The organism is Deltaproteobacteria bacterium (assembly GCA_035063765.1).
GTDB lineage: Bacteria > Myxococcota_A > UBA9160 > UBA9160 > PR03 > CAADGG01.
In genome coordinates this window covers 99,294-117,091 of record JAPSFT010000013.1, presented here as the reverse complement: position 1 = coordinate 117,091, position 17,798 = coordinate 99,294, and the positions used below count along the sequence as shown (strand labels likewise).

At 74.8% G+C, this 17,798-nt stretch carries 13 protein-coding genes; 9 read left to right on the top strand and 4 right to left on the bottom strand.

Going from position 1 to position 17,798, the window contains the following annotated elements; all coding sequences use genetic code 11:
- Window positions 1-12: 12 nt before the first annotated feature.
- On the bottom strand, window positions 13-1,839 hold the full coding sequence (locus OZ948_11880; protein ID MEB2345430.1) for an extracellular solute-binding protein: 1,827 nt from the start codon (window positions 1,837-1,839) through the stop codon (window positions 13-15).
- A gap of 121 nt (window positions 1,840-1,960) precedes the next feature.
- Window positions 1,961-2,830 (bottom strand): hypothetical protein, encoded by an 870-nt coding sequence (locus tag OZ948_11875; protein MEB2345429.1) that lies wholly within the window; start codon window positions 2,828-2,830, stop codon window positions 1,961-1,963.
- A 554-nt stretch (window positions 2,831-3,384) separates the two neighbouring features.
- Between OZ948_11875 and OZ948_11870 the strand changes: the two genes are divergently transcribed.
- The 5 genes from OZ948_11870 (at window position 3,385) to OZ948_11850 (ending at window position 8,647) form a co-directional block, all read left to right on the top strand.
- Window positions 3,385-4,491 (top strand): ABC transporter ATP-binding protein, encoded by a 1,107-nt coding sequence (locus tag OZ948_11870; GenBank protein ID MEB2345428.1) that lies wholly within the window; start codon window positions 3,385-3,387, stop codon window positions 4,489-4,491.
- A gap of 64 nt (window positions 4,492-4,555) precedes the next feature.
- On the top strand, window positions 4,556-5,455 hold the full coding sequence (locus OZ948_11865; GenBank protein MEB2345427.1) for a zf-TFIIB domain-containing protein: 900 nt from the start codon (window positions 4,556-4,558) through the stop codon (window positions 5,453-5,455).
- Window positions 5,456-5,490: 35 nt separating this feature from the next.
- Window positions 5,491-6,579, top strand: a complete 1,089-nt coding sequence (locus OZ948_11860) for an SPFH domain-containing protein (GenBank protein ID MEB2345426.1) — start codon at window positions 5,491-5,493, stop codon at window positions 6,577-6,579.
- A gap of 132 nt (window positions 6,580-6,711) precedes the next feature.
- Entirely contained in the window at window positions 6,712-7,491 is a 780-nt protein-coding gene (locus OZ948_11855; GenBank protein MEB2345425.1) for an enoyl-CoA hydratase-related protein, read from the top strand.
- Window positions 7,492-7,513: 22 nt separating this feature from the next.
- Complete coding sequence (locus OZ948_11850; protein ID MEB2345424.1) at window positions 7,514-8,647, top strand: nitronate monooxygenase family protein; 1,134 nt, start codon at window positions 7,514-7,516, stop codon at window positions 8,645-8,647.
- Window positions 8,648-8,892: 245 nt separating this feature from the next.
- Here OZ948_11850 and OZ948_11845 read toward each other — a convergent pair whose 3' ends face one another.
- Together OZ948_11845 and OZ948_11840 are read right to left on the bottom strand one after the other, a co-directional pair.
- Window positions 8,893-11,208: an acetate--CoA ligase family protein gene (locus tag OZ948_11845; GenBank protein ID MEB2345423.1), complete on the bottom strand. Its 2,316-nt coding sequence runs from the start codon at window positions 11,206-11,208 to the stop codon at window positions 8,893-8,895.
- A 118-nt stretch (window positions 11,209-11,326) separates the two neighbouring features.
- The gene (locus OZ948_11840) at window positions 11,327-12,358 is read right to left on the bottom strand and encodes an SUMF1/EgtB/PvdO family nonheme iron enzyme (protein MEB2345422.1); all 1,032 of its coding nucleotides are present in this window, start codon (window positions 12,356-12,358) and stop codon (window positions 11,327-11,329) included.
- A gap of 341 nt (window positions 12,359-12,699) precedes the next feature.
- Here OZ948_11840 and OZ948_11835 point away from each other — a divergent pair, with 341 nt between their 5' ends.
- The 4 genes from OZ948_11835 to OZ948_11820 are packed head-to-tail and all read left to right on the top strand — an operon-like array spanning window position 12,700 to window position 17,784.
- Window positions 12,700-13,587 (top strand): TIGR03620 family F420-dependent LLM class oxidoreductase, encoded by an 888-nt coding sequence (locus tag OZ948_11835; protein MEB2345421.1) that lies wholly within the window; start codon window positions 12,700-12,702, stop codon window positions 13,585-13,587.
- Window positions 13,584-15,221 carry an FAD-binding oxidoreductase gene (locus OZ948_11830; protein ID MEB2345420.1) on the top strand — a complete coding sequence of 546 codons (1,638 nt, stop codon included), beginning with the start codon at window positions 13,584-13,586 and terminating at the stop codon, window positions 15,219-15,221. Before OZ948_11835 ends, OZ948_11830 begins: the two co-directional genes overlap by 4 nt.
- An 11-nt stretch (window positions 15,222-15,232) precedes the next feature.
- Entirely contained in the window at window positions 15,233-16,501 is a 1,269-nt protein-coding gene (locus OZ948_11825; GenBank protein MEB2345419.1) for an LL-diaminopimelate aminotransferase, read from the top strand.
- 8 nt (window positions 16,502-16,509) lie between these two features.
- Window positions 16,510-17,784 (top strand): adenylate/guanylate cyclase domain-containing protein, encoded by a 1,275-nt coding sequence (locus tag OZ948_11820; protein ID MEB2345418.1) that lies wholly within the window; start codon window positions 16,510-16,512, stop codon window positions 17,782-17,784.
- Window positions 17,785-17,798 lie beyond the last annotated feature (14 nt).

The window sequence follows — 17,798 nt, the reverse complement described above, 5'->3', positions numbered from 1 at the left end:
CCCGCTCCCCGGCTATCGGCCGCTCTGGGCCTTGAGGTCGGTGAAGAGCTTGTCGACCTCCGCCGCGAGCGGGCCGATGTCGCGGAGGGTCGCGAGCTTCGGGACACCGGGCGGGTAGCTGGCCGGGTTGGCGCGCTCCGCGGGCGTCAGCAGCTTGCGCGCCTCGACGTTCGGGTTGGTGTAGGGGAACTCCGCGGAGATCTTCCGGCTCACCTCGGGCCGCAGCACGTAGTCGATGAAGCGGTGGGCGGCTTCCACGTTCCGCGCCCCCTTCGGGATCGCGAGGCTGTCGATGAACAGGTGGCTGCCCTCCCGGGGCAGCACGTAGGCGAAGCGGCCCGGCTGCTCGCGGAGCAGGATCGCGGCCTCGCCCGACCACACGACGCCGAGGTCGGCGTCGCCGTTGAGGAGCGCCGTCTTCGGGCTGTCCGAGTCGTAGACCCGGACGAGCGGGAGCCACTGCGCGAGCACGGGTCGCACGCGCTCGAGGTTGTCCCGGGTGACGGCGTCGGGCCCGAGACCCCGCGTGGCGAGCGCCCAGGTCACGATCTCGAGCGCGTCGTCGAGGATCACGATGCGCCCCGCGTGGCGGTCCTGGAAGACGTCGCCGTAGCCCCGTACCGGCTCCTTCACCTTCTCCGTGTCGACGACGATGCCGACCGTGCCCTGCATGTACGGCACGCTGTAGGCCAGCGCCGGGTCGTGCGGCCAGCCCCAGGACTCCCTCCCGATGTTCCCCAGGTGGGGAAGCTTCGCGTGGTCGAGCGGCGCGAGCAGCCCTTCCTCCACCAGCGCCTCGACGACGTACTCCGAGGGCTGGATCAGGTCGTAGCGGGCGGCTCCGGACAGGAGCTTCGCCAGCATCTCCTCGTTGGACGCGTAGCTCTCCTGGTTCACCTCGATGCCGGTCTCCCTGGTGAAGCCGTCGAGCACGGCCTGCGGCACGTACTCCGACCACGTGAAGAGGTTCAGCTCCTCGGCCCCGGCCGATGGGGATGCGAGACCCGTCGCGAGCAGCAGCGCCAGGACCAAGGCGCTCGAGCGGGGCGCGGCCCGGAGCCCCGGCGTCGAGCTGCGGCGGCGCAGGCCCTCCGCGATTCCGAGCGCGAGCACGGTGACCACGAGGAAGAGCGTGGAGATGGCGTGGAGGGAGGGATCGAGGCCCTTCTTGATCCGCCCGAAGATCTCGAGCGGCAGCGTGCGGGTGCCGGCGCTGGCGGTGAACCAGGTGACGATCAGCTCGTCGAGCGAGAGCGTGAACGCCATCAGCCCTCCCGCCACCAGCGCCGGCGTGAGGTAGGGCACGATCACCTTCGTGAAGGCCTGCGCCGGCGTCGCGCCGAGGTCGAGCGCCGCCTCCTCGAGGGCGGGGTCGAGCCCGGCGAGGCGCGCCCGGACCGCCGCCATCACGAACGGGAAGCAGAAGGTGACGTGGGAGACGACGATCGTCGTGTAGCCGAGCTCGACGCCGGCCGCGACGAAGAGGAGCAGCAGGCTGACACCGAGGATCACCTCCGGGACGATCATCGGCAGGAAGGCCGCGGTCTCGAGCGCCGCGCGGCCCCGGTAGCGGTAGCGGTGGAGCAGCCAGCCGCCGGCGGTGCCCAGCACGAGCGAGATCCCCGTGGACGCGACGGCGACGATCAGGCTGTTCTCGAGCGCGCGCACCAGCACCGTGTCGCTCCAGAGCCTCGCGTACCACTCGAGCGTGAACCCCGTCCAGACGACGTTGAGCTTCGACTGGTTGAAGGAGAAGAGCACGAGGACGGCGATCGGCAGGTAGAGGAACAGGAGCACGACGCCGGCCCAGAGCGCGAGCAGCCGGTGGACCCGCTTCATCGCCCACCCCCTCCCCGTCGCCCCTCTCCCGCCAGCGCGCCGGCCACCCGCTGGAACTTGCGCATCGGCATCACGTGCTGGCCGATCTCCGCGGCGAAGCCCGGGTGGTGATAGGCGGTGATCACGCGGTGGGTGGTAGCAGCCGGAACCGTCCCGGGCGAGCCGTCCACGCGGCCGCCGCGGCGCGCAGCGGCTCGAGCGCGCGGGGTGGAACGTGCACGCCATACACCGCGTAGATCGCCTCGACCACCGCGGCCAGCTCGGCGGCGGGCATCCGGCTCTCCGTCTCGCGCCCGACCCGGCGCACGACCAGCCCGAGCGGGACGGCACGCGGCGTCTGGCCGGCCAGCCGCTCGGGCGCACGGAAGTCCGGCTGCGCGTAGGGCGCCGCCGCGGGGTCGACCTTGCGGAAGCCGGCGCGCTCGTACGAGCGCAGGCGCAGCGCGCGCGCGCGTGGATCCGCCGGGACCTCCGCCGGCGCGGCCCCGGCCAGCTCCATCTCGGCCGCGAGCACGATCGGCGCGTCCGGCGCGCAGCCGGCCGCCCGCGCGCAGCGCCGGGCGGCCTCGAGCGGGAGCGCGCGCAGCCAGGCGGCGAGCCCGCTGCCCCGGTGCGCCGGCTCGACGAAGGCGTGTGAGAGGTGCACGACCACCGGGACCGGACGCGGGCGCCCGGCGGCGTCGAGCCTCACCACCGCCGTGTGGTCGCGCACGGCCGCGAGCTCGCCGCCGCGCCGCAGGACCAGCAGCTCGTAGGCGAGCGCAGCGCCCGGGAGCGGGCGCGCGGGATCCCAGGCGAGCCGCTCGCGGACGACCCGGACCCGCTCCATCTCGCCGCGCGCGCCGAACTCGCGCCAGAGCCGTTCGTAGGCAGCCTCGAAGTCCGCGTCGGCGGGATCGCGCACGCGTCGCACCTGCACGTCGCGCCAGTCGCGCATCGCCACCTCCCGGTCGCCCGGAGCGAGGTCGTCGGCGCGCAGCGCGGGCTCCACGGCGGCACCCGTAGCGCTCGCGCGGGCCCGCTGCCGCTCGTCGTCACGGCCGGCGCGAGCAACCGCCGGTTTGCGCTGCTGCGCTGCACCCTCGAGCAGATGGGGCGGAAGCGGCCCGAGGGACCTCGCTCGGCTTCGCCCCGTGGCCGAGCGTGCGCGCTTCGAGCAGGACGCCCCCCCGCTCCGGATGGCGCAGGGCCACCAGGTGCCTGGCGGCCGACACGCCCGTGAGGCCGCCGCCGACGATCGCGATGTCCGCGCAGAGCGGCCCGGCTAGACTGCGCGCGGGCGGCGGAGGCCCGCTCTCCGCCACCCGGATGGCCTGGTTCTGGTCGAGTCGCGGCTCCACCCAGCGTCCTCCTCGGCGCCCCGGTCCTCGCCGCCCATCGGCACCCCTCCCGGCGAGGAAGCATGAGCCTCGGTACCCACGTCCGCCTGTGCCTGGCCCGGACCCCGCGACGGGTGTACGCGAGCCGGGACAGGAGCGTCGACCCGGACGCGCCCGCGGCGCCGCCGCCGGCCGCGAGGGGCGCCGCCGCCCGGGAAGGGCCCGCGTGAGCGCTCGCCCCGCTCCGCCCGCCGTCATCGAGCTCGAACGGGTCGGCAAGCATTTCGGCGACGTCGTCGCCGTGCGCGATGCGAGCCTCCGGATCCGGCGCGGCGAGCTCTTCTCCCTGCTCGGTCCCTCGGGCTGCGGCAAGACCACGCTCCTGCGCCTGATCGCCGGCTTCGAGGAGCCGAGCAGCGGCGTCCTGCGCCTCGACGGCGAGGACGTGGCCGGCGTCCCGCCCCAGCGCCGCCACGTGAACACGGTCTTCCAGAGCTACGCGCTCTTCCCGCACCTCTCGGTCTCCGACAACGTGGCCTTCGGGCTGCGGGTCCGCTCGGTGCCCCGCGCCGAGCGGGAGCGCCGGGTGCGCGAGATGCTGGAGGTGGTGCGTCTCGGCGACCTCGCGAGCCGCCGGCCGAGCCAGCTCTCGGGCGGCCAGCGCCAGCGGGTCGCGCTCGCCCGCGCGCTCGTGAACGACCCGAGCGCCCTGCTGCTCGACGAGCCGCTCTCGGCGCTCGACCGCGAGCTGCGCCGGCAGATGCAGGCGGAGCTGGCGCGCATCCAGCGCGCGCTCGGAATCGCCTTCGTGCTCGTGACGCACGACCAGGAGGAGGCGCTCGCGCTGTCCGACCGCCTCGCGGTGATGCGCGCGGGACGGCTCGAGCAGGTCGGGACCCCGGAGGAGCTCTACGAGGCGCCGGCCTCCGCCTTCGTCGCCGGCTTCCTCGGCGGGGCCAACCTGATCCGGGTGACGGTCGAGAAGCCGGGGAGCGAGCGCGCGACGATCGTGCTCCCGGGCGCCGGCCGCTGCGAGGCGGCGACGGGCGGCCGCCCCTTCGAAGCGGGCAACGGGGCGCTGCTGATGCTCCGGCCCGAGCGCCTCGAGCTGGCCGCGCACGCGCCCGCGCCGGGCTTGCCGGGCCTGGCCGTCACCTGCACGGGCGTGGTCTTCCAGGGGCCGGTGCGGCGCTGCACGCTGCGCGACCCTGCCGGTGGAGAGCTGGTCGCCCACCTGCCGGCGTCGCAGCCCGCGCCGCCCCTCGCGCCCGGCGCCGCGCTGTGGGTCGGCTGGCGGCCGGAAGCGGCGCGCCTGCTCGCCGACGAGCCGTGAGCCGGTCAAGCAGCGCCCTCGGCGTGCCGATCCTCCCCCCGAGCCCCCCGCGGCCGGGAGATCCGTGCGCCTCGTCGCCTGCAAGAGCTGCCACGCCCAGTACGACGTCAGCGCCGTCGAGGAGCCGGTGCTCGCGTGCCGCTGCGGGCAGGCGGTCCGCAACGAGGCGCTGCCGGGGCAGGACGCGCGCATCCAGCGCTGCGGCGCCTGCGGCGCGATCCTGGCCGACGGCGCCGAGACCTGCGAGTACTGCCAGGCCGCGGTCGTCCGCGACGCGCGCTCGCTCTCGCTGATCTGCCCGGAGTGCTACGCGCGCAACACCGAGACGGCGCGCTTCTGCACCGGCTGCGGCGTCGCCTTCCTGCCCGAGCCGCTGCCCGAGGAGCAGGAGGACCCACCCCACTGCCCCACCTGCGAAGGCCAGGAGCCGATGGCGGTGCGCGGGGTGGGCGGCGTCTGGGTGCGCGAGTGCAGCAAGTGCAACGGCCTCTGGGTGCCCGGCGAGCGCCTCGACGCGCTGATCGCGCGCGCCGTCGACGCCGCCCGCGAGCGCGCCGCGACCGGCGCCGCGCCGGCCGCCCGGCCGCGCCGGGTGGCGGTGCACTTCGCCTACCGCTCGTGCCCGCGCTGCGGCCATCGCATGCAGCGCAAGAACTTCGGCAAGCGCTCGGGCGTGATCGTCGACTGGTGTGGCGCGCACGGCACCTGGCTCGACAAGGACGAGCTCGAGCAGATCGCGAGCTTCATCGCCGGCGGGGGGCTGCGCGAGGCGGGCACCGGCGCCGGCCTCTCGAGCCACGGCACGATGAGCTACGAGCAGGCGCGCGCGCTGGTGGCGGTGGAGAACGAGCTCGAGCGCGAGCGCCAGAAGGCCGAGCAGCGCGGCGTCTGGACCGGGCAGGTCTCGACCGCCGGCGGCAGCGTGGAGCTGCTGCTCGGCGTGCTGGGCAAGCTCTTCAAGTAGCGCGCGGGCGCACCGCGCGCGGGGAAGGAGACGACATGGGACTCTTCGAGAAGCTGCGGGCGGAGCTGATCGACATCGTCGAGTGGGTGGACGACAGCCGCCACACGCTCGTGTGGCGCTTCCCGCGCTACCACAACCAGATCAAGTACGGCGCCCAGCTGATCGTACGCCCCGGCCAGCAGGCCGTGTTCGTGCACCAGGGCAAGGTGGCCGACGTGTTCGGCCCCGGGCAGTTCCGGCTCGAGACGAAGAACCTGCCGGTCCTCTCCACGCTGGCCGGCTGGAAGTACGGCTTCGATTCGCCGTTCAAGGCCGAGGTCTACTTCGTCAGCACCCGCCAGATCGCGGACTGCAAGTGGGGAACCCCCAACCCCGTCCCGATCCGCGACCCCGACTTCGGGCCGATCCGGGTGCGCGCCTTCGGCACCTACACGCTGCGCGCGTCGGACCCGAAGCGGCTCCTCGAGGAGCTGGTGGGCACCGACGCGATCGTGGAAGCCGAGGAGATCGCCGTCCTGCTGCGTTCGATCGTCACCAACGCCTTCGCGGACCTCGTGGCCAACGCCGACCTCTCGGTCGTGGACCTGGCCGCGAACTACCGCGAGCTCTCCGAGAAGCTGCGCACGATGGTGCTCGAGCGGGTCGACGACGAGTACGGGCTCGACATCCCGCAGCTCTGGATCGTGAACGTCTCGGTGCCCGAGGAGGTGGAGAAGGCGCTCGACTCGCGCAGCTCGATGCGCGTGCTCGAGGACCTGGCCGCCTACCAGGCCTACCAGATCGGCGCCTCGATGCCGGCCGCGGCCGCGAACCCGGCCGGCGGCCTGGCGGGTGCGGGCCTGGGCGCCGGCATGGGCATGGCGGTGGCCGGCCGCATGATGCCGGGCCTGGTCCCGGGCGTCCTGCCCCAGGCGCCCCCGCCCCCGCCCCCGCCGCCGGCCTGGCACCTGGTGCAAGCGGGGCAGGCGACGGGGCCCTTCACGATCGAGCAGCTCGCGCGCTTCGCGGAGGCGGGCGCACTGCGCGCCGACACGCTCGTGTGGACGGCGGGCATGGCGGGCTGGTCGGCGGCCTCGCAGGTGCCGCAGCTCCAGCCGCTGCTCGGCGCGCCAGCGGTGCGCTGAGCCCGCGGCGGGACGCCGGGCGCGCGGGGGCGTCCGCGACGGCGGGAGCGATTGACGAAGGCTCGGCATCCGGGGTAACGTGAGGCGATCCGTATTACCAGTGCCGGCGCCTCCCGGCGAGCGAGCCCCCCGTTGAGCGACATCCTGCTCGAGCGAAGCGCGAGCGGCGTGGTCACGATCACGCTGAACCGGCCCCAAAGGAAGAACGCCTTCGGGCGGGGGATGTGGGACGAGCTGCGGCGGCTGCTCCAGGAGGTGGCGCACACCGCGAGCGATCGGGTGCTGGTGATCACCGGCGCGGGCAACTCGTTCTGCGCGGGAGCGGACCTGGGCGGCGTGGCCGCTCCCGGGCAGCCGGCCCACCCGCTCCACGCCATGGTCCCGGTGAACGCCGCCGCGATCGCGCTCCACGAGCTCGGCAAGCCCAGCATCGCCAAGGTGAACGGCGACGCGGTGGGCGCCGGCATGAACCTGGCGCTCGGCTGCGACCTCGTGGTCGCGGGCGAGAGCGCACGCTTCTCCGAGATCTTCGCGCGCCGCGGCCTCTCGCTCGACTTCGGCGGGAGCTGGCTCCTGCCGCGCCTGGTCGGCATGCACAAGGCCAAGGAGCTCGCGTTCTTCGCCGACATCCTCTCCGCGCGCGAGGCGGAGCGCATCGGCCTCGTGAACCGGGTGGTTCCCGACGCCCTGCTCGACGCCTTCGTCGCGGACTGGGCCGAGCGGCTGGCGAGCAGCGCGCCGCTCGCGCTCCAGCTCTCCAAGAAGCTGCTCTCGAATGCCTTCGCGCTCGGGCTCTCGGAGGCGCTCGACGCCGAGGCGGCCGCGCAGAGCGTGAACCTCGTGAGCGAGGACACCCAGGAGGGCGTGCGCGCCTTCCTCGAGAAGCGCCAGCCCACCTTCCGCGGGCGCTGAGCCCTGGAGGAGCAAGACGCCGATGCGCACGAAGCTCGCTGCGGAGCTCGGCCTCGAGTTTCCCATCTTCGCCTTCACCCACTGCCGCGACGTGGTGGCCGCGGTCAGCAACGCCGGGGGCCTCGGCGTGCTCGGCGTGGCCGGGCGCTCGCTCGAGGAGCTCGCGATCGAGCTCGAGTGGATCGAGAAGCAGGTGGGCGACCGGCCCTACGGCGTCGACCTGCTCCTGCCGGTGAAGTTCGTCGGCAGCCAGGAGGGCGGCTTCGACGTCGCGCAGCTCGACGCGCGGATCCCCGAGGCGCACCGCCGCTTCCTCGACGGGCTGCTCGAGAAGCACGGCGTGCCGCCGCTCCCGCCGGGCACGCCGGTGGGAGGCGAGCTCGGCGTCGGCTTCGAGCGGCAGCGCGACGTGCTCGACCTGTGCTTCCGCCACCGGATCCGCCTGATCGCGAGCGCCCTCGGCCCGCCGCCCGCGGACATGATCGAGCAGGCGCGCGCCAAGGGCGTGAAGGTGGCCGCGCTGGCCGGCACCGTGGAGCACGCGATGCGCCACGTCGAGGCCGGCGTCGACCTCGTGGTCGCGCAGGGCTACGAGGCCGGCGGGCACACCGGCGAGATCTCCACCCTGGTGCTGGTGCCCGAGGTCGTCGACGCGGTCGCGCCGGTGCCGGTGCTCGCCGCGGGCGGGATCGCCAACGGGCGCCAGCTGACTGCGGCCCTCGCGCTCGGCGCGCAGGGCGTGTGGACCGGCTCGGTCTGGCTCACCACCGAGGAGGCCGAGACGCACCCGGTGGTGAAGGAGAAGTTCCTGCGCGCCTCCTCGCGCGACACCGTGCGCTCGCGCTCCGTCACCGGCAAGCCCGCGCGCCAGCTCCGCACCGCCTGGACCGAGGCCTGGGACGATCCCGCGAACCCGACGCCGCCGCTGCCCATGCCGCTCCAGCCCCGGCTCGTGCGCGAGGCGCAGCTGCGCATCGCCCGCAGCGCGCACAAGTCGCCCGGCGCCGAGCAGCTCATCAACTACTTCGTGGGCCAGGTCGTCGGATCGATGAAGCACATCCGTCCCGCCCGCCGCGTGATCGAGGAGATGGCGCAGGAGTACGCCGACACGATGGAGCGGCTCGACGCCTGGGCCGAGGGCTCCGGCGAGGACTGAGAGCCTGTGAGGAAATCGGCTCGGTCGCATCGCCTGCGGCGGCAGGCCCTCTGCTGCGTTGCTCCTCCTCGTCCGATCTCGATTGGACTCGTCGTCGCGCCTTGCATCTGGCCTACCGGCGACGGCGCGCTGCTCGGTCGCCGATTCCTTCACAGGCTCCGAGCCCTGCGCGCCGCTTGCCGGAAGCCGGCGGCGGCCGGGGAGCCCGGCGATCGGGCGCAGCTCGCGGAGCGGAGCGGAGGCCCTCAGGCCCCCCGCTCTTCGGGGCTCCCCGCGCGGGTCCGCGGCTCCCGGCCGAGCGGCGCGCTGCCGGGGCCCTCCTCCGCCCCGGCCTCCCGCGCCGCGCGCTCCCGGTGCTCGCCCCAGGCCACGAGCGCGCGCAGCGCCGCGACCGCGCGGTGGGCGCTCGGGTAGCAGACACGGCCGCTCTCGCGCACCGCGAGCGGGCCGGCGTTGCCGTAGGCGCGGTCGCAGTGGACGAGCTCGGTGGCGGAGAGGACGGGCTTGCCGTGCCGCTCGCTCGCGTCGCGCGCGGCCTCGGCGAAGCGCCGCTCCTGGCGCTCGTGGTACTCGGCGATCCGCGCGAGCCCGTGTTCGGGCCAGAAGGGGCCCTGGCGGAACAGGTTCGCCGTGGCGGCCTGGATCCCGAGGCCGAGGTGGATCACGGCGTCCACCTCCGGGTGTGCGCACAGGAGGTCGAGCACCTGCGGCACCGTGTCGCGCGTCTCGCCGCCCGCGAGGTCGATCGGGTTGCTGCGGCTCCAGCGCGCCGGGACCATGCCGTCGATGGCCCGCCGCAGGTCGTCGGGGAGCGCCACGAGCTCGAGCCCGGCCGCGGCGCAGGCATCGGCCGTGAGCACGCCCCAGCCGCCGACGGTCGTGAACACGACCGTGCGCCGGCCGCGCGGGACCGGCTGCGTCGCGAGCGTCGCCGCCCACTCGAAGCCCTCCTCGACGGTCGGCGCGCGCAGGACCCCGAGCTGGCGGCACAGGCCGTCGAAGACGCGGTCGTCGCTCGCGAGCGAGCCGGTGTGCGAGAGCGCGGCCCGCTGGCCCTCGGCGGCGGCGCCGCCCTTCAGCACCACCAGCGGCTTGCGCGCGCCGAGCCGGCGCACGGCGTCGGCGAGGCGGCGCCCGTCGCCGACGCCCTCGAGGTAGGCCAGCACCACCTTCGTCTCGGGGTCCGCCGCGAAGTACTCGAGGTAGTCGGCGAGCCCGGTCTGGGCCGAGTTGCCGGCCGAGATCGCCTTCGCGACGCCGACCCCGGTCTGCACCGCGTAGTCGAGGAAGGCGGAGAGCAGGTTGCCGCTCTGGCTCACCACCGAGATCCCGCCGGGCGGCGGATAGGGCGCCACGATCTGCGCGCACATCGAGACCGGCGTCGAGACGACGCCCTGCCCGTTCGGGCCGGCCAGCACGATTCCGAGCTCGTCGGCGGTCGCGACCAGCTCGTCCTCGAGCGCGCGTCCCTCCGCGCCCGTCTCGCGGTAGCCGCCGCTCGCCACGAAGGCCGCCCGCACGCCCACCTTCGCGCACGCGCGCAGGAGCGCCACGTTGGCCGCCGCGGGGGTGCACACGAAGACGAGGTCGGCGCGCCCGGCCGGCACCTCGGCGACGTCGCGCAGCGAGGGCTCGCCCAGGATCTCCGCGCCTTCGCGGTTCACCGGGAAGAGCTCGCCGCGGTAGCCGAAGGCGCGCAGGTTGTGGAGCGTCACGAAGCCGAACTTGCCCGGATGCGTCGAGGCGCCCGCCACGACGATCCCGCGCGGGTGGAAGAGCGGGCGGAAGCGCTCCAGGAGATCGGCGTCGGAGAGCGGCTCGGGGGCGCCGCGCCGCCGGTCCTCGAGGCCAGCGGCCCGGCGCGCTGGCCGAGCTTCGGAAGCCGGGGCGGCGTGGAGCTCGACGAGCGCGTCGACGGCGATGGGCTTGCCGTCCGCGCGCACGATCAGGGGGTTCACGTCCACCGACGCGACGTCCGGCCGTTCGGCGGCGAGCCGCCCGAGGCCCACCAGCACCTCGGCGAGCGCGTCGAGATCGGCGGCCGGCTCGCCGCGGAAAGGCTTCGTCAGGAGGTGGCTCGCGCGCAGGCCGCAGGCCATGCGCCGCGCCTCGGCGTGGGTGAGCGGCGCCAGCGCGAACACCACGTCGCGCAGCGCCTCGGTCAGGATCCCGCCGAGGCCGAGCACCACGCAGGGCCCGAACTGCGGGTCGCGCACCAGCCCCGCGATCAGCTCGCGCCGCCCGCGCACCATCTCGGCGACCAGCAGCGCCACCTCGCCGTCCCCGGCGCGCCGCTTCGCCCACAGCTCGCCGGCGGCGCGCTCGACGGCGCCGGCGGACACGAGGTCGAGGCGCACGAGGTCGCGCTCGGTCTTGTGCGCGATCCCGTCGCCGCACAGCTTCACGACGACCGGGAGGCCGAGCGCCTGGGCGGCCGGCACCGCCGCAGCGGGATCGGGGACCAGGCGCTCGCGGGCGAAGGGGAGGCCGAAGGCCGCGAGCAGCTCCTTCGAATCGTGCTCGGAGAGCGTGCGGCGAGCGAGGTCGCGGGCGTCGGCCATGGCGGGCGCAGAAGCTAACGGCCGCGCCGGACGGGCGCCGCACCGGTCGCCTCCCGCGCGTGGATCGCTCCCAGGCCATCCCACGCAAGACCACGCAGGCTCGTCGCGGCGGCCGCCTCTACGGCGCTCGGCGCCGCCTGCGTGCGGCGGCGCCCGCGCCGAGCGCGAGGAGCGCGGCGAGCGCGGCACTCGTGCTCCCCGGCTCGGGCACCGAGACCGCGACGCGGAAGCCGAGCTCGTCGTCCGCGCTGTCGGGCGCCTCGGCGAGGGTTCCTGCCGAGGCGGCCAGGTTCGTCACGGGGAAGCCCCAGCTCCCGCCGCGCGCGCGCCGGAAGCCACCCCCATCCACGATCGTCTCGGTCCACTCGACCGCGTTGCCCCCCTGGTCGAAGGTCCCGTACGGGCTGCTCGCGCTCGCGTAGGCGCCGGCGTCGGTCAGGTAGTCGAACGAATCCACGAACTGTGTCGAGCCGGTGACGGCATAGCCGCCCGTGAGGTCGAAGAAGTTCGCCGAGCCCGCACCACCCGGCGGCGGGTCGGAGGACGGCGCCGCGTCGGAGCCCGTCGGGAAGTCGAAGTAGACCCCGCCCGGGCTGTGGTAGGCCGCCTTGTACCACTCGTTCTCGTTCGGCACGACGACGCCGGTCCCGGGCTTGCGCGTGATCGAGTTGGCCGCGAGGCCCCCGGGCGTGATCGCGTACGAGCCGTCCTCGGTCGTGGCGGGGCCCTGCGCGCCGGACGGCTGGCCGTTGTCGAGCCAGTTGGCGAAGCGCATGGCGTCGGGGAAGGAGACGAAGACGACCGGCTTGTTGCCGGCCCCCGGGCGGATCGCGTAGCTGTAGCTGCCGTCGCTCCCGCTGCGCGTGATGCCGCCGCGGCCGCTGCTGCCCATCGCCGGGTCGTAGAGCCCGTTCGGGTCGGAGGCCGCCACCGCGTTCAGGAACTCGGCGTACTGGGCGTTCGTCACCTCGGTCCGGGAGATCACGAACGTGTAGGGGACCGAGCCGCAGTCCGCCGCGCCGTCGCAGTTCACGGCGGCGTCGGGCGCGTTGCCTGGGTTGCCTACTGCGACCCAGTCGATCGTGACCGCCGGCGCGGGAGCAGCGAACCCCAGGAGCGCAAGGGGGAGCCAGGACGTTCGCAGCGACATCAGGATGCTCCTTGCGGGTCCGTGCCGGGATCGAGGACCGCGATGCCGGGGATGGGATGGAAGGCGCGGACGGCGTGCTCGCGCATCGGGGCCCGATGGGGGCGTCGTGCAGGCGATCACGCCCTCTCGACCCGCTCCGACAGCGGTCCGCCCCTGGCGCGCGGCCTCCCGCGTCCGCCGCGTGGCCAGCCGCGCTTCGATCGGGAGGGTCGCCTTCACGCCGGCGCAGGATACCGCCCGGCCGCCGCTGCGGCGACGCGATCCGCCGCACCGGGAGGTGGATCGCCGGCCCTCCTCGCCGACGATACCCTGGGCCGGCGCCGCCCGGGGAGGAGAGCGCGATGAGCGTGCTGGGACGCGTGGGGGTCTGGACCTGGGTCGACATGCTGCCGGCCCCGCAGGCCGCCGCCTTCGCGCGCGACCTCGAGACCTGGGGCTACACGGCCCTGTGGCTGCCCGAGGCGGTCGGGCGCGACCCCTTCGTCACGATCACCTGGATGGCGGCGCACGCGAAGCAGCTCGTCTTCGCGACCGGGATCGCCAACCTCTACGCGCGCGACGCGATGACGATGAAGGCGCTGGCCCAGACCACCGGCGAGCTGAGCGGCGGCCGCTTCGTGCTCGGCATCGGGGTGAGCCACGCGCACCTGGTGACGAAGGTGCGCGGCCACGCGTACGGCAAGCCGGTCACCACGATGCGCGGCTACCTCGACGCGATGGACCAGGCGCTCTACCGCGCCGTCCCCCCGCCGGCACCGGTGCCGATCCTGCTGGCGGCGCTGCGCCCGAAGATGCTGGCGCTCGCGGCCGAGCGGGCCCAGGGCGCACATCCCTACTTCGTGACGCCCGAGCACACCGCCCGCGCGCGCGCGATCCTCGGCAAGGACAGGATCCTCGCCCCCGAGCAGAAGGTGCTCCTGTGCACGGACCCGGCGAAGGCGCGCGCCGTGGCGCGCGCCAACATGGCGATCTACGCGGGTCTGCCCAACTACCAGAACAACCTGAAGTGGCTGGGCTTCGGCGACGCCGACTTCGCCGGGGGCGGCAGCGACCGGCTGGTCGACGCGATCGTGGCCTGGGGCGACGAGGACGCGCTCCGCCGGCGCGTGCAGGAGCACTTCGAGGCCGGCGCGGACCACGTGTGCATCCAGCCCCTGCACCCCGACGGGAAGCCGGAGCCGCACCGCGCGGTGCTGGAGCTGCTCGCGCCGGCGAAGGGAGGCTGGTGACCTCCCCCGCGCGCCGCCGCAAGTTCTGGGGCTGGGGCTACGAGGACGGCGGCCCCACGCCCGACCAGGAGCGCGGCATCGCGCGCTCGCTCGCCGAGCGCTTCGGCGCGGGCGAGCTGCTCGCGCCGCCGCGCGTCGAGGAGATCGCGCTGCGTGCGCCGCGCGTGAGGGCGCCGGGGCCGCTCGCCGCGCTCGTCTCCGACGCGCCCTACGACCGGCTCGCCCACACCTACGGCAAGAGCTACCGGGACATCGTGCGCGCGCTGCGCCGCGACTTCGCGCCGGCGCCCGACCTGGTCGCCTTCCCGCGCGACGAGAGCGACGTCGCGGCGCTGCTCGACTGGGCGAGTGGAGCGCGGGTTGCCGTGATCCCCTACGGCGGCGGCTCCTCGGTGGTGGGCGGCGTCGAGCCCGCCGTCGGGCCCGGGTACACGGCGACGCTCTCGCTCGACCTCGGGCGCCTCGACCGCGTCCTCGAGATCGACCGCGTCTCGCGTGCGGCCCGGATCCAGGGCGGCGTGCTCGGCCCCGCGCTCGAGGACCAGCTCCGGCCCCACGGGCTGACCCTCCGCCACTACCCCCAGTCCTTCGAGTTCTCGTCGCTCGGGGGCTGGATCGCGACCCGCTCGGGCGGCCACTACGCGACCCTCTACACCCACGTCGACGAGTTCGTGGAGTCGCTGCGCGTGGTGACGCCGGACGGCGTCGTGGCGAGCCGGCGGCTGCCGGGCTCGGGGGCGGGGCCCGACCCGAACCGGCTCTTCATCGGCTCGGAAGGGGCGCTCGGCGTCGTCACCGAGGCCTGGATGCGGCTCCAGGACCGCCCGCGCTTCCGCGCCTCGGCGGCGGCGCGCTTCCCGGGCGAGGACGGCTTCGCGCGCGGCGCCGGCGCGGTGCGCGCGCTCGCGCAGGCGGGCCTCCATCCCGCGAACTGCCGGCTCCTCGACCCGCGCGAGGCGGCGACCTCGGGCGCCGGCGACGGCACGGTCGCGGTCCTGCTCGTCGCCTTCGAGTCGGCCGACCACCCGCTCGAGGCCTGGATGGCGCGCGCGGTGGAGCTCGTGCGCGACGCCGGTGGCGTCCTGCCCGAAGGCGAGCCGCGCTTCGCCGCAAGCGGGGCCGCGGGCGCGCGCGAGGGTGCCGCCGGCGCCTGGCGCAGCGCCTTCCTGAACGCGCCCTACCTGCGCGACCTGCTGGCGCGCGCCTCGGTCGTCTCGGAGACCTTCGAGACCGCGATCCCGTGGGACCGCTTCGCGGCCTTCGACGCGGGGGTGCGCGAGGCTGTCGGGCGCGCGCTCGACGAGGTCTGCGGCGGCGGCACGATCGCCTGCCGCTTCACGCACGCCTACCCGGACGGCCCGGCGCCCTACTACACCGTGCTGGCACCGGGCCGGCGCGGCAGCGAGCTCGAGCAGTGGGACGCGATCAAGACCGCGGCCGGTGACGCCATCTCCCGGCAGGGCGGCACGATCACCCATCACCACGCGGTGGGCCGCGATCACCGGCCCTGGTACGACCGCGAGCGTCCCGACGGCTTCGCCCGCGCGCTCGCGGCCGCCAAGCGGGCGCTCGACCCGGCGGGCGTGCTGAATCCCGGGGTCCTGCTGCCTCCGCAGCCAGCTTCGCCCCGCTAGAGTCTCCCGCCATGGCACGCATCAACGAGCACTACCGCAAGCTCGCTGCCGGCTACCTGTTCCCCGAGATCGGCCGGCGCGTGAAGGCCTTCACCGACGCGCACCCCGAGGCGGGCATCATCCGGCTCGGGATCGGCGACGTGACGCTGCCCCTGGTGCCGGCCGTCGTCGAGGCCGCGCGGCGGGCGATCGAGGAGATGGGCACGGCCGCCGGCGTGCACGGCTACGCGCCCGACCAGGGCTACGACTTCCTGCTCGACGCGATCCGCGAGGGCGACTACGCGCCGCGCGGGGTGACCCTCGCGCGCGACGAGCTCTTCGTCTCCGACGGCTCCAAGCAGGACAGCGCGAACCTCCAGGAGCTCTTCGGCCAGGACTGCCGCCTGCTCGTGACCGATCCGGTGTACCCCGTCTACGTCGACAGCAACGTGATGGCCGGCCGTACCGGCCCGGCCGACGAGCGCGGCTACTACGGCGGCATCCGCTACCTGGCGGCGACCGAGGCCAACGGCTTCGTGCCGGACCCGCCGGCCGAGCCGGCCGACGTCGCCTACCTGTGCTCGCCCAACAACCCGACCGGCGCGGTGGCGGGCCGCGAGCAGCTCGCGCGCTGGGTGGCCTGGGCGCGCGCCCACGACGCGGTGCTGGTCTTCGACGCCGCCTACGACGCCTACATCCAGGACCCGCGGCTGCCGCGCTCGATCTACGAGATCGAGGGCGCGCGCGCCTGCGCGATCGAGATGCGCAGCTACAGCAAGCGCGCGGGCTTCACCGGGCTGCGCTGCGCCTACACCGTCGTGCCGCACGAGTGCACCGGCACGACGGCGGAGGGCACGCGCGTCCCGCTGCGCGAGCTGTGGGCACGGCGCCAGAGCACGAAGTTCAACGGGGTGCCCTATCCCGTGCAGCGCGCCGCCGAAGCGGTGCACGCACCCGAGGGCCGCAAGCAGACCGCCGAGCAGGTGGCCTACTACATGGAGAACGCGCGCCGGCTGCGCGAGGGGCTCGGGGGAGCCGGCTTCCGCGTCTTCGGCGGCGAGCACGCGCCCTACGTCTGGATGCGCGTGCCGGCCGGGAGGACCTCGTGGGGGTTCTTCGACGAGCTGCTCGCCCGCGCCCACGTGGTGGGCACGCCCGGCGCCGGCTTCGGCCCCTCCGGCGAGGGCTACCTGCGCCTCTCCGCCTTCAACGACCGCGCCCGCGTCGACGAAGCCATCGCCCGCATCCGCCGCGCGTTCGGGGACAGTCCCGGCGATTCGGCGATTCCCGGCGAGGTGTGATGACCACGGTGGAGAATCGCCGAATCGCCGGGACTGTCCCCGAACGCGCGCTGCCGGCGTCGTGGTACGAGGACACGGGGCGGCTCACGGCGCGTACCTGGCGCTTCGGCTTCTCGCTGCTGGTGGCCGGCTACGTCGCGTTCGCGCTCGGCGAGTGGCGCTCGCACCCCGCGGCGCAGCCGTGGCTCGCCGCGACGCTGGTGCTGATGCTCGGCGCCTTCGCCGGCGGCTGGCTCGCGATGGGCCGGCACCCGCGCCATCCGGCCAGCGCCTGGATCGCGCTCGCGACGCTGATGGCGTGGTGCGTGGCGAGCGCGCTCCACGACTGGCAGGCGCGGCCGGGCACGCTCCCGATCGCGACCTTCCTGCTGGTCGTGCTCGGCGCCGCGATCCTGATTCCCTGGGGTGCCGGCTTCCAGACCGCGCTCGGCCTCGCGGCGCTCGCCGCCTACGCGCTGGTGCTCGCGGCCGGCGGCCGCTACCCGGCGGCCTGGGACCAGGGCCTGCTCTCGCTCGGCGGCGGCGTCCTCGGCTCGAGCCTCGGCGCGGGCTGGATCGACCGCTACCGCCGCCGCATCGCCTTGCAGGAGGCGGCGCTTCGCGAACAGGCCGACGCGCTCGACCGCGCCAACCGCCTGATCAGCCGCTACGTGCCCGCCCAGGTGGCGAGCCGCATCCTGGCCGGCGACGACACCGTCGAGCGTCTCGACCGCCGCAAGCTCACCGTCTGTTTCTCCGACGTGGTCGACTTCTCCGCGCTCGCCGACCGCGTCGAGGCCGAGGAGTTCGCCCGTGTCCTGAACGAGTACCTCTCCGAGATGGCCGCGATCGCGGACGACCACGGCGGCACGGTCGACAAGTTCGTGGGCGACGCGATCGTGGTGCTGTTCGGCGCGCCCACCCGGCTCGGGGATCGCGAGCAGGCGCTCGCCGCCGTGCGCATGGCGCTCGCGATGCAGGAGCGCATGGGCGCGCTCCGGGCGCGCTGGCTACGCGAGGGGATCGAGGAGCCGTTCCAGATCCGGATCGGCGTCAACACGGGCGTGGCGAGCGTCGGGAACTTCGGCTCGCAGGGACGCATGGACTACACCGCGATCGGCCGGCAGGTGAACCTCGCCGCGCGCCTGCAGGCAGCCTGCGAGCCCGGAAAGGTGCTGATCAGCCACTCGACCTGGGCGCTCGTCGAGTCCGAGATCCCCTGCCTCGCGCGCGGCGCGATCCAGGTGAAGGGCGTGCACCATCCCGTGCGGGTGTACGAGGTGGGCGGCGGGAAGCCGGACTAGCCCCGCCGCGGCCC

Excerpts from the sequence above, each read along its gene's own strand:
- OZ948_11880 (MEB2345430.1), bottom strand. The coding sequence starts at position 1,839 with ATGAAGCGGGTCCACCGGCTGCTCGCGCTCTGGGCCGGCGTCGTGCTC.
- OZ948_11860 (MEB2345426.1), top strand. The coding sequence starts at position 5,491 with ATGGGACTCTTCGAGAAGCTGCGGGCGGAGCTGATCGACATCGTCGAG.
- OZ948_11850 (MEB2345424.1), top strand. The coding sequence starts at position 7,514 with ATGCGCACGAAGCTCGCTGCGGAGCTCGGCCTCGAGTTTCCCATCTTC.
- OZ948_11845 (MEB2345423.1), bottom strand. The coding sequence starts at position 11,208 with ATGGCCGACGCCCGCGACCTCGCTCGCCGCACGCTCTCCGAGCACGAT.
- OZ948_11840 (MEB2345422.1), bottom strand. The coding sequence starts at position 12,358 with ATGTCGCTGCGAACGTCCTGGCTCCCCCTTGCGCTCCTGGGGTTCGCT.
- OZ948_11835 (MEB2345421.1), top strand. The coding sequence starts at position 12,700 with ATGAGCGTGCTGGGACGCGTGGGGGTCTGGACCTGGGTCGACATGCTG.
- OZ948_11825 (MEB2345419.1), top strand. The coding sequence starts at position 15,233 with ATGGCACGCATCAACGAGCACTACCGCAAGCTCGCTGCCGGCTACCTG.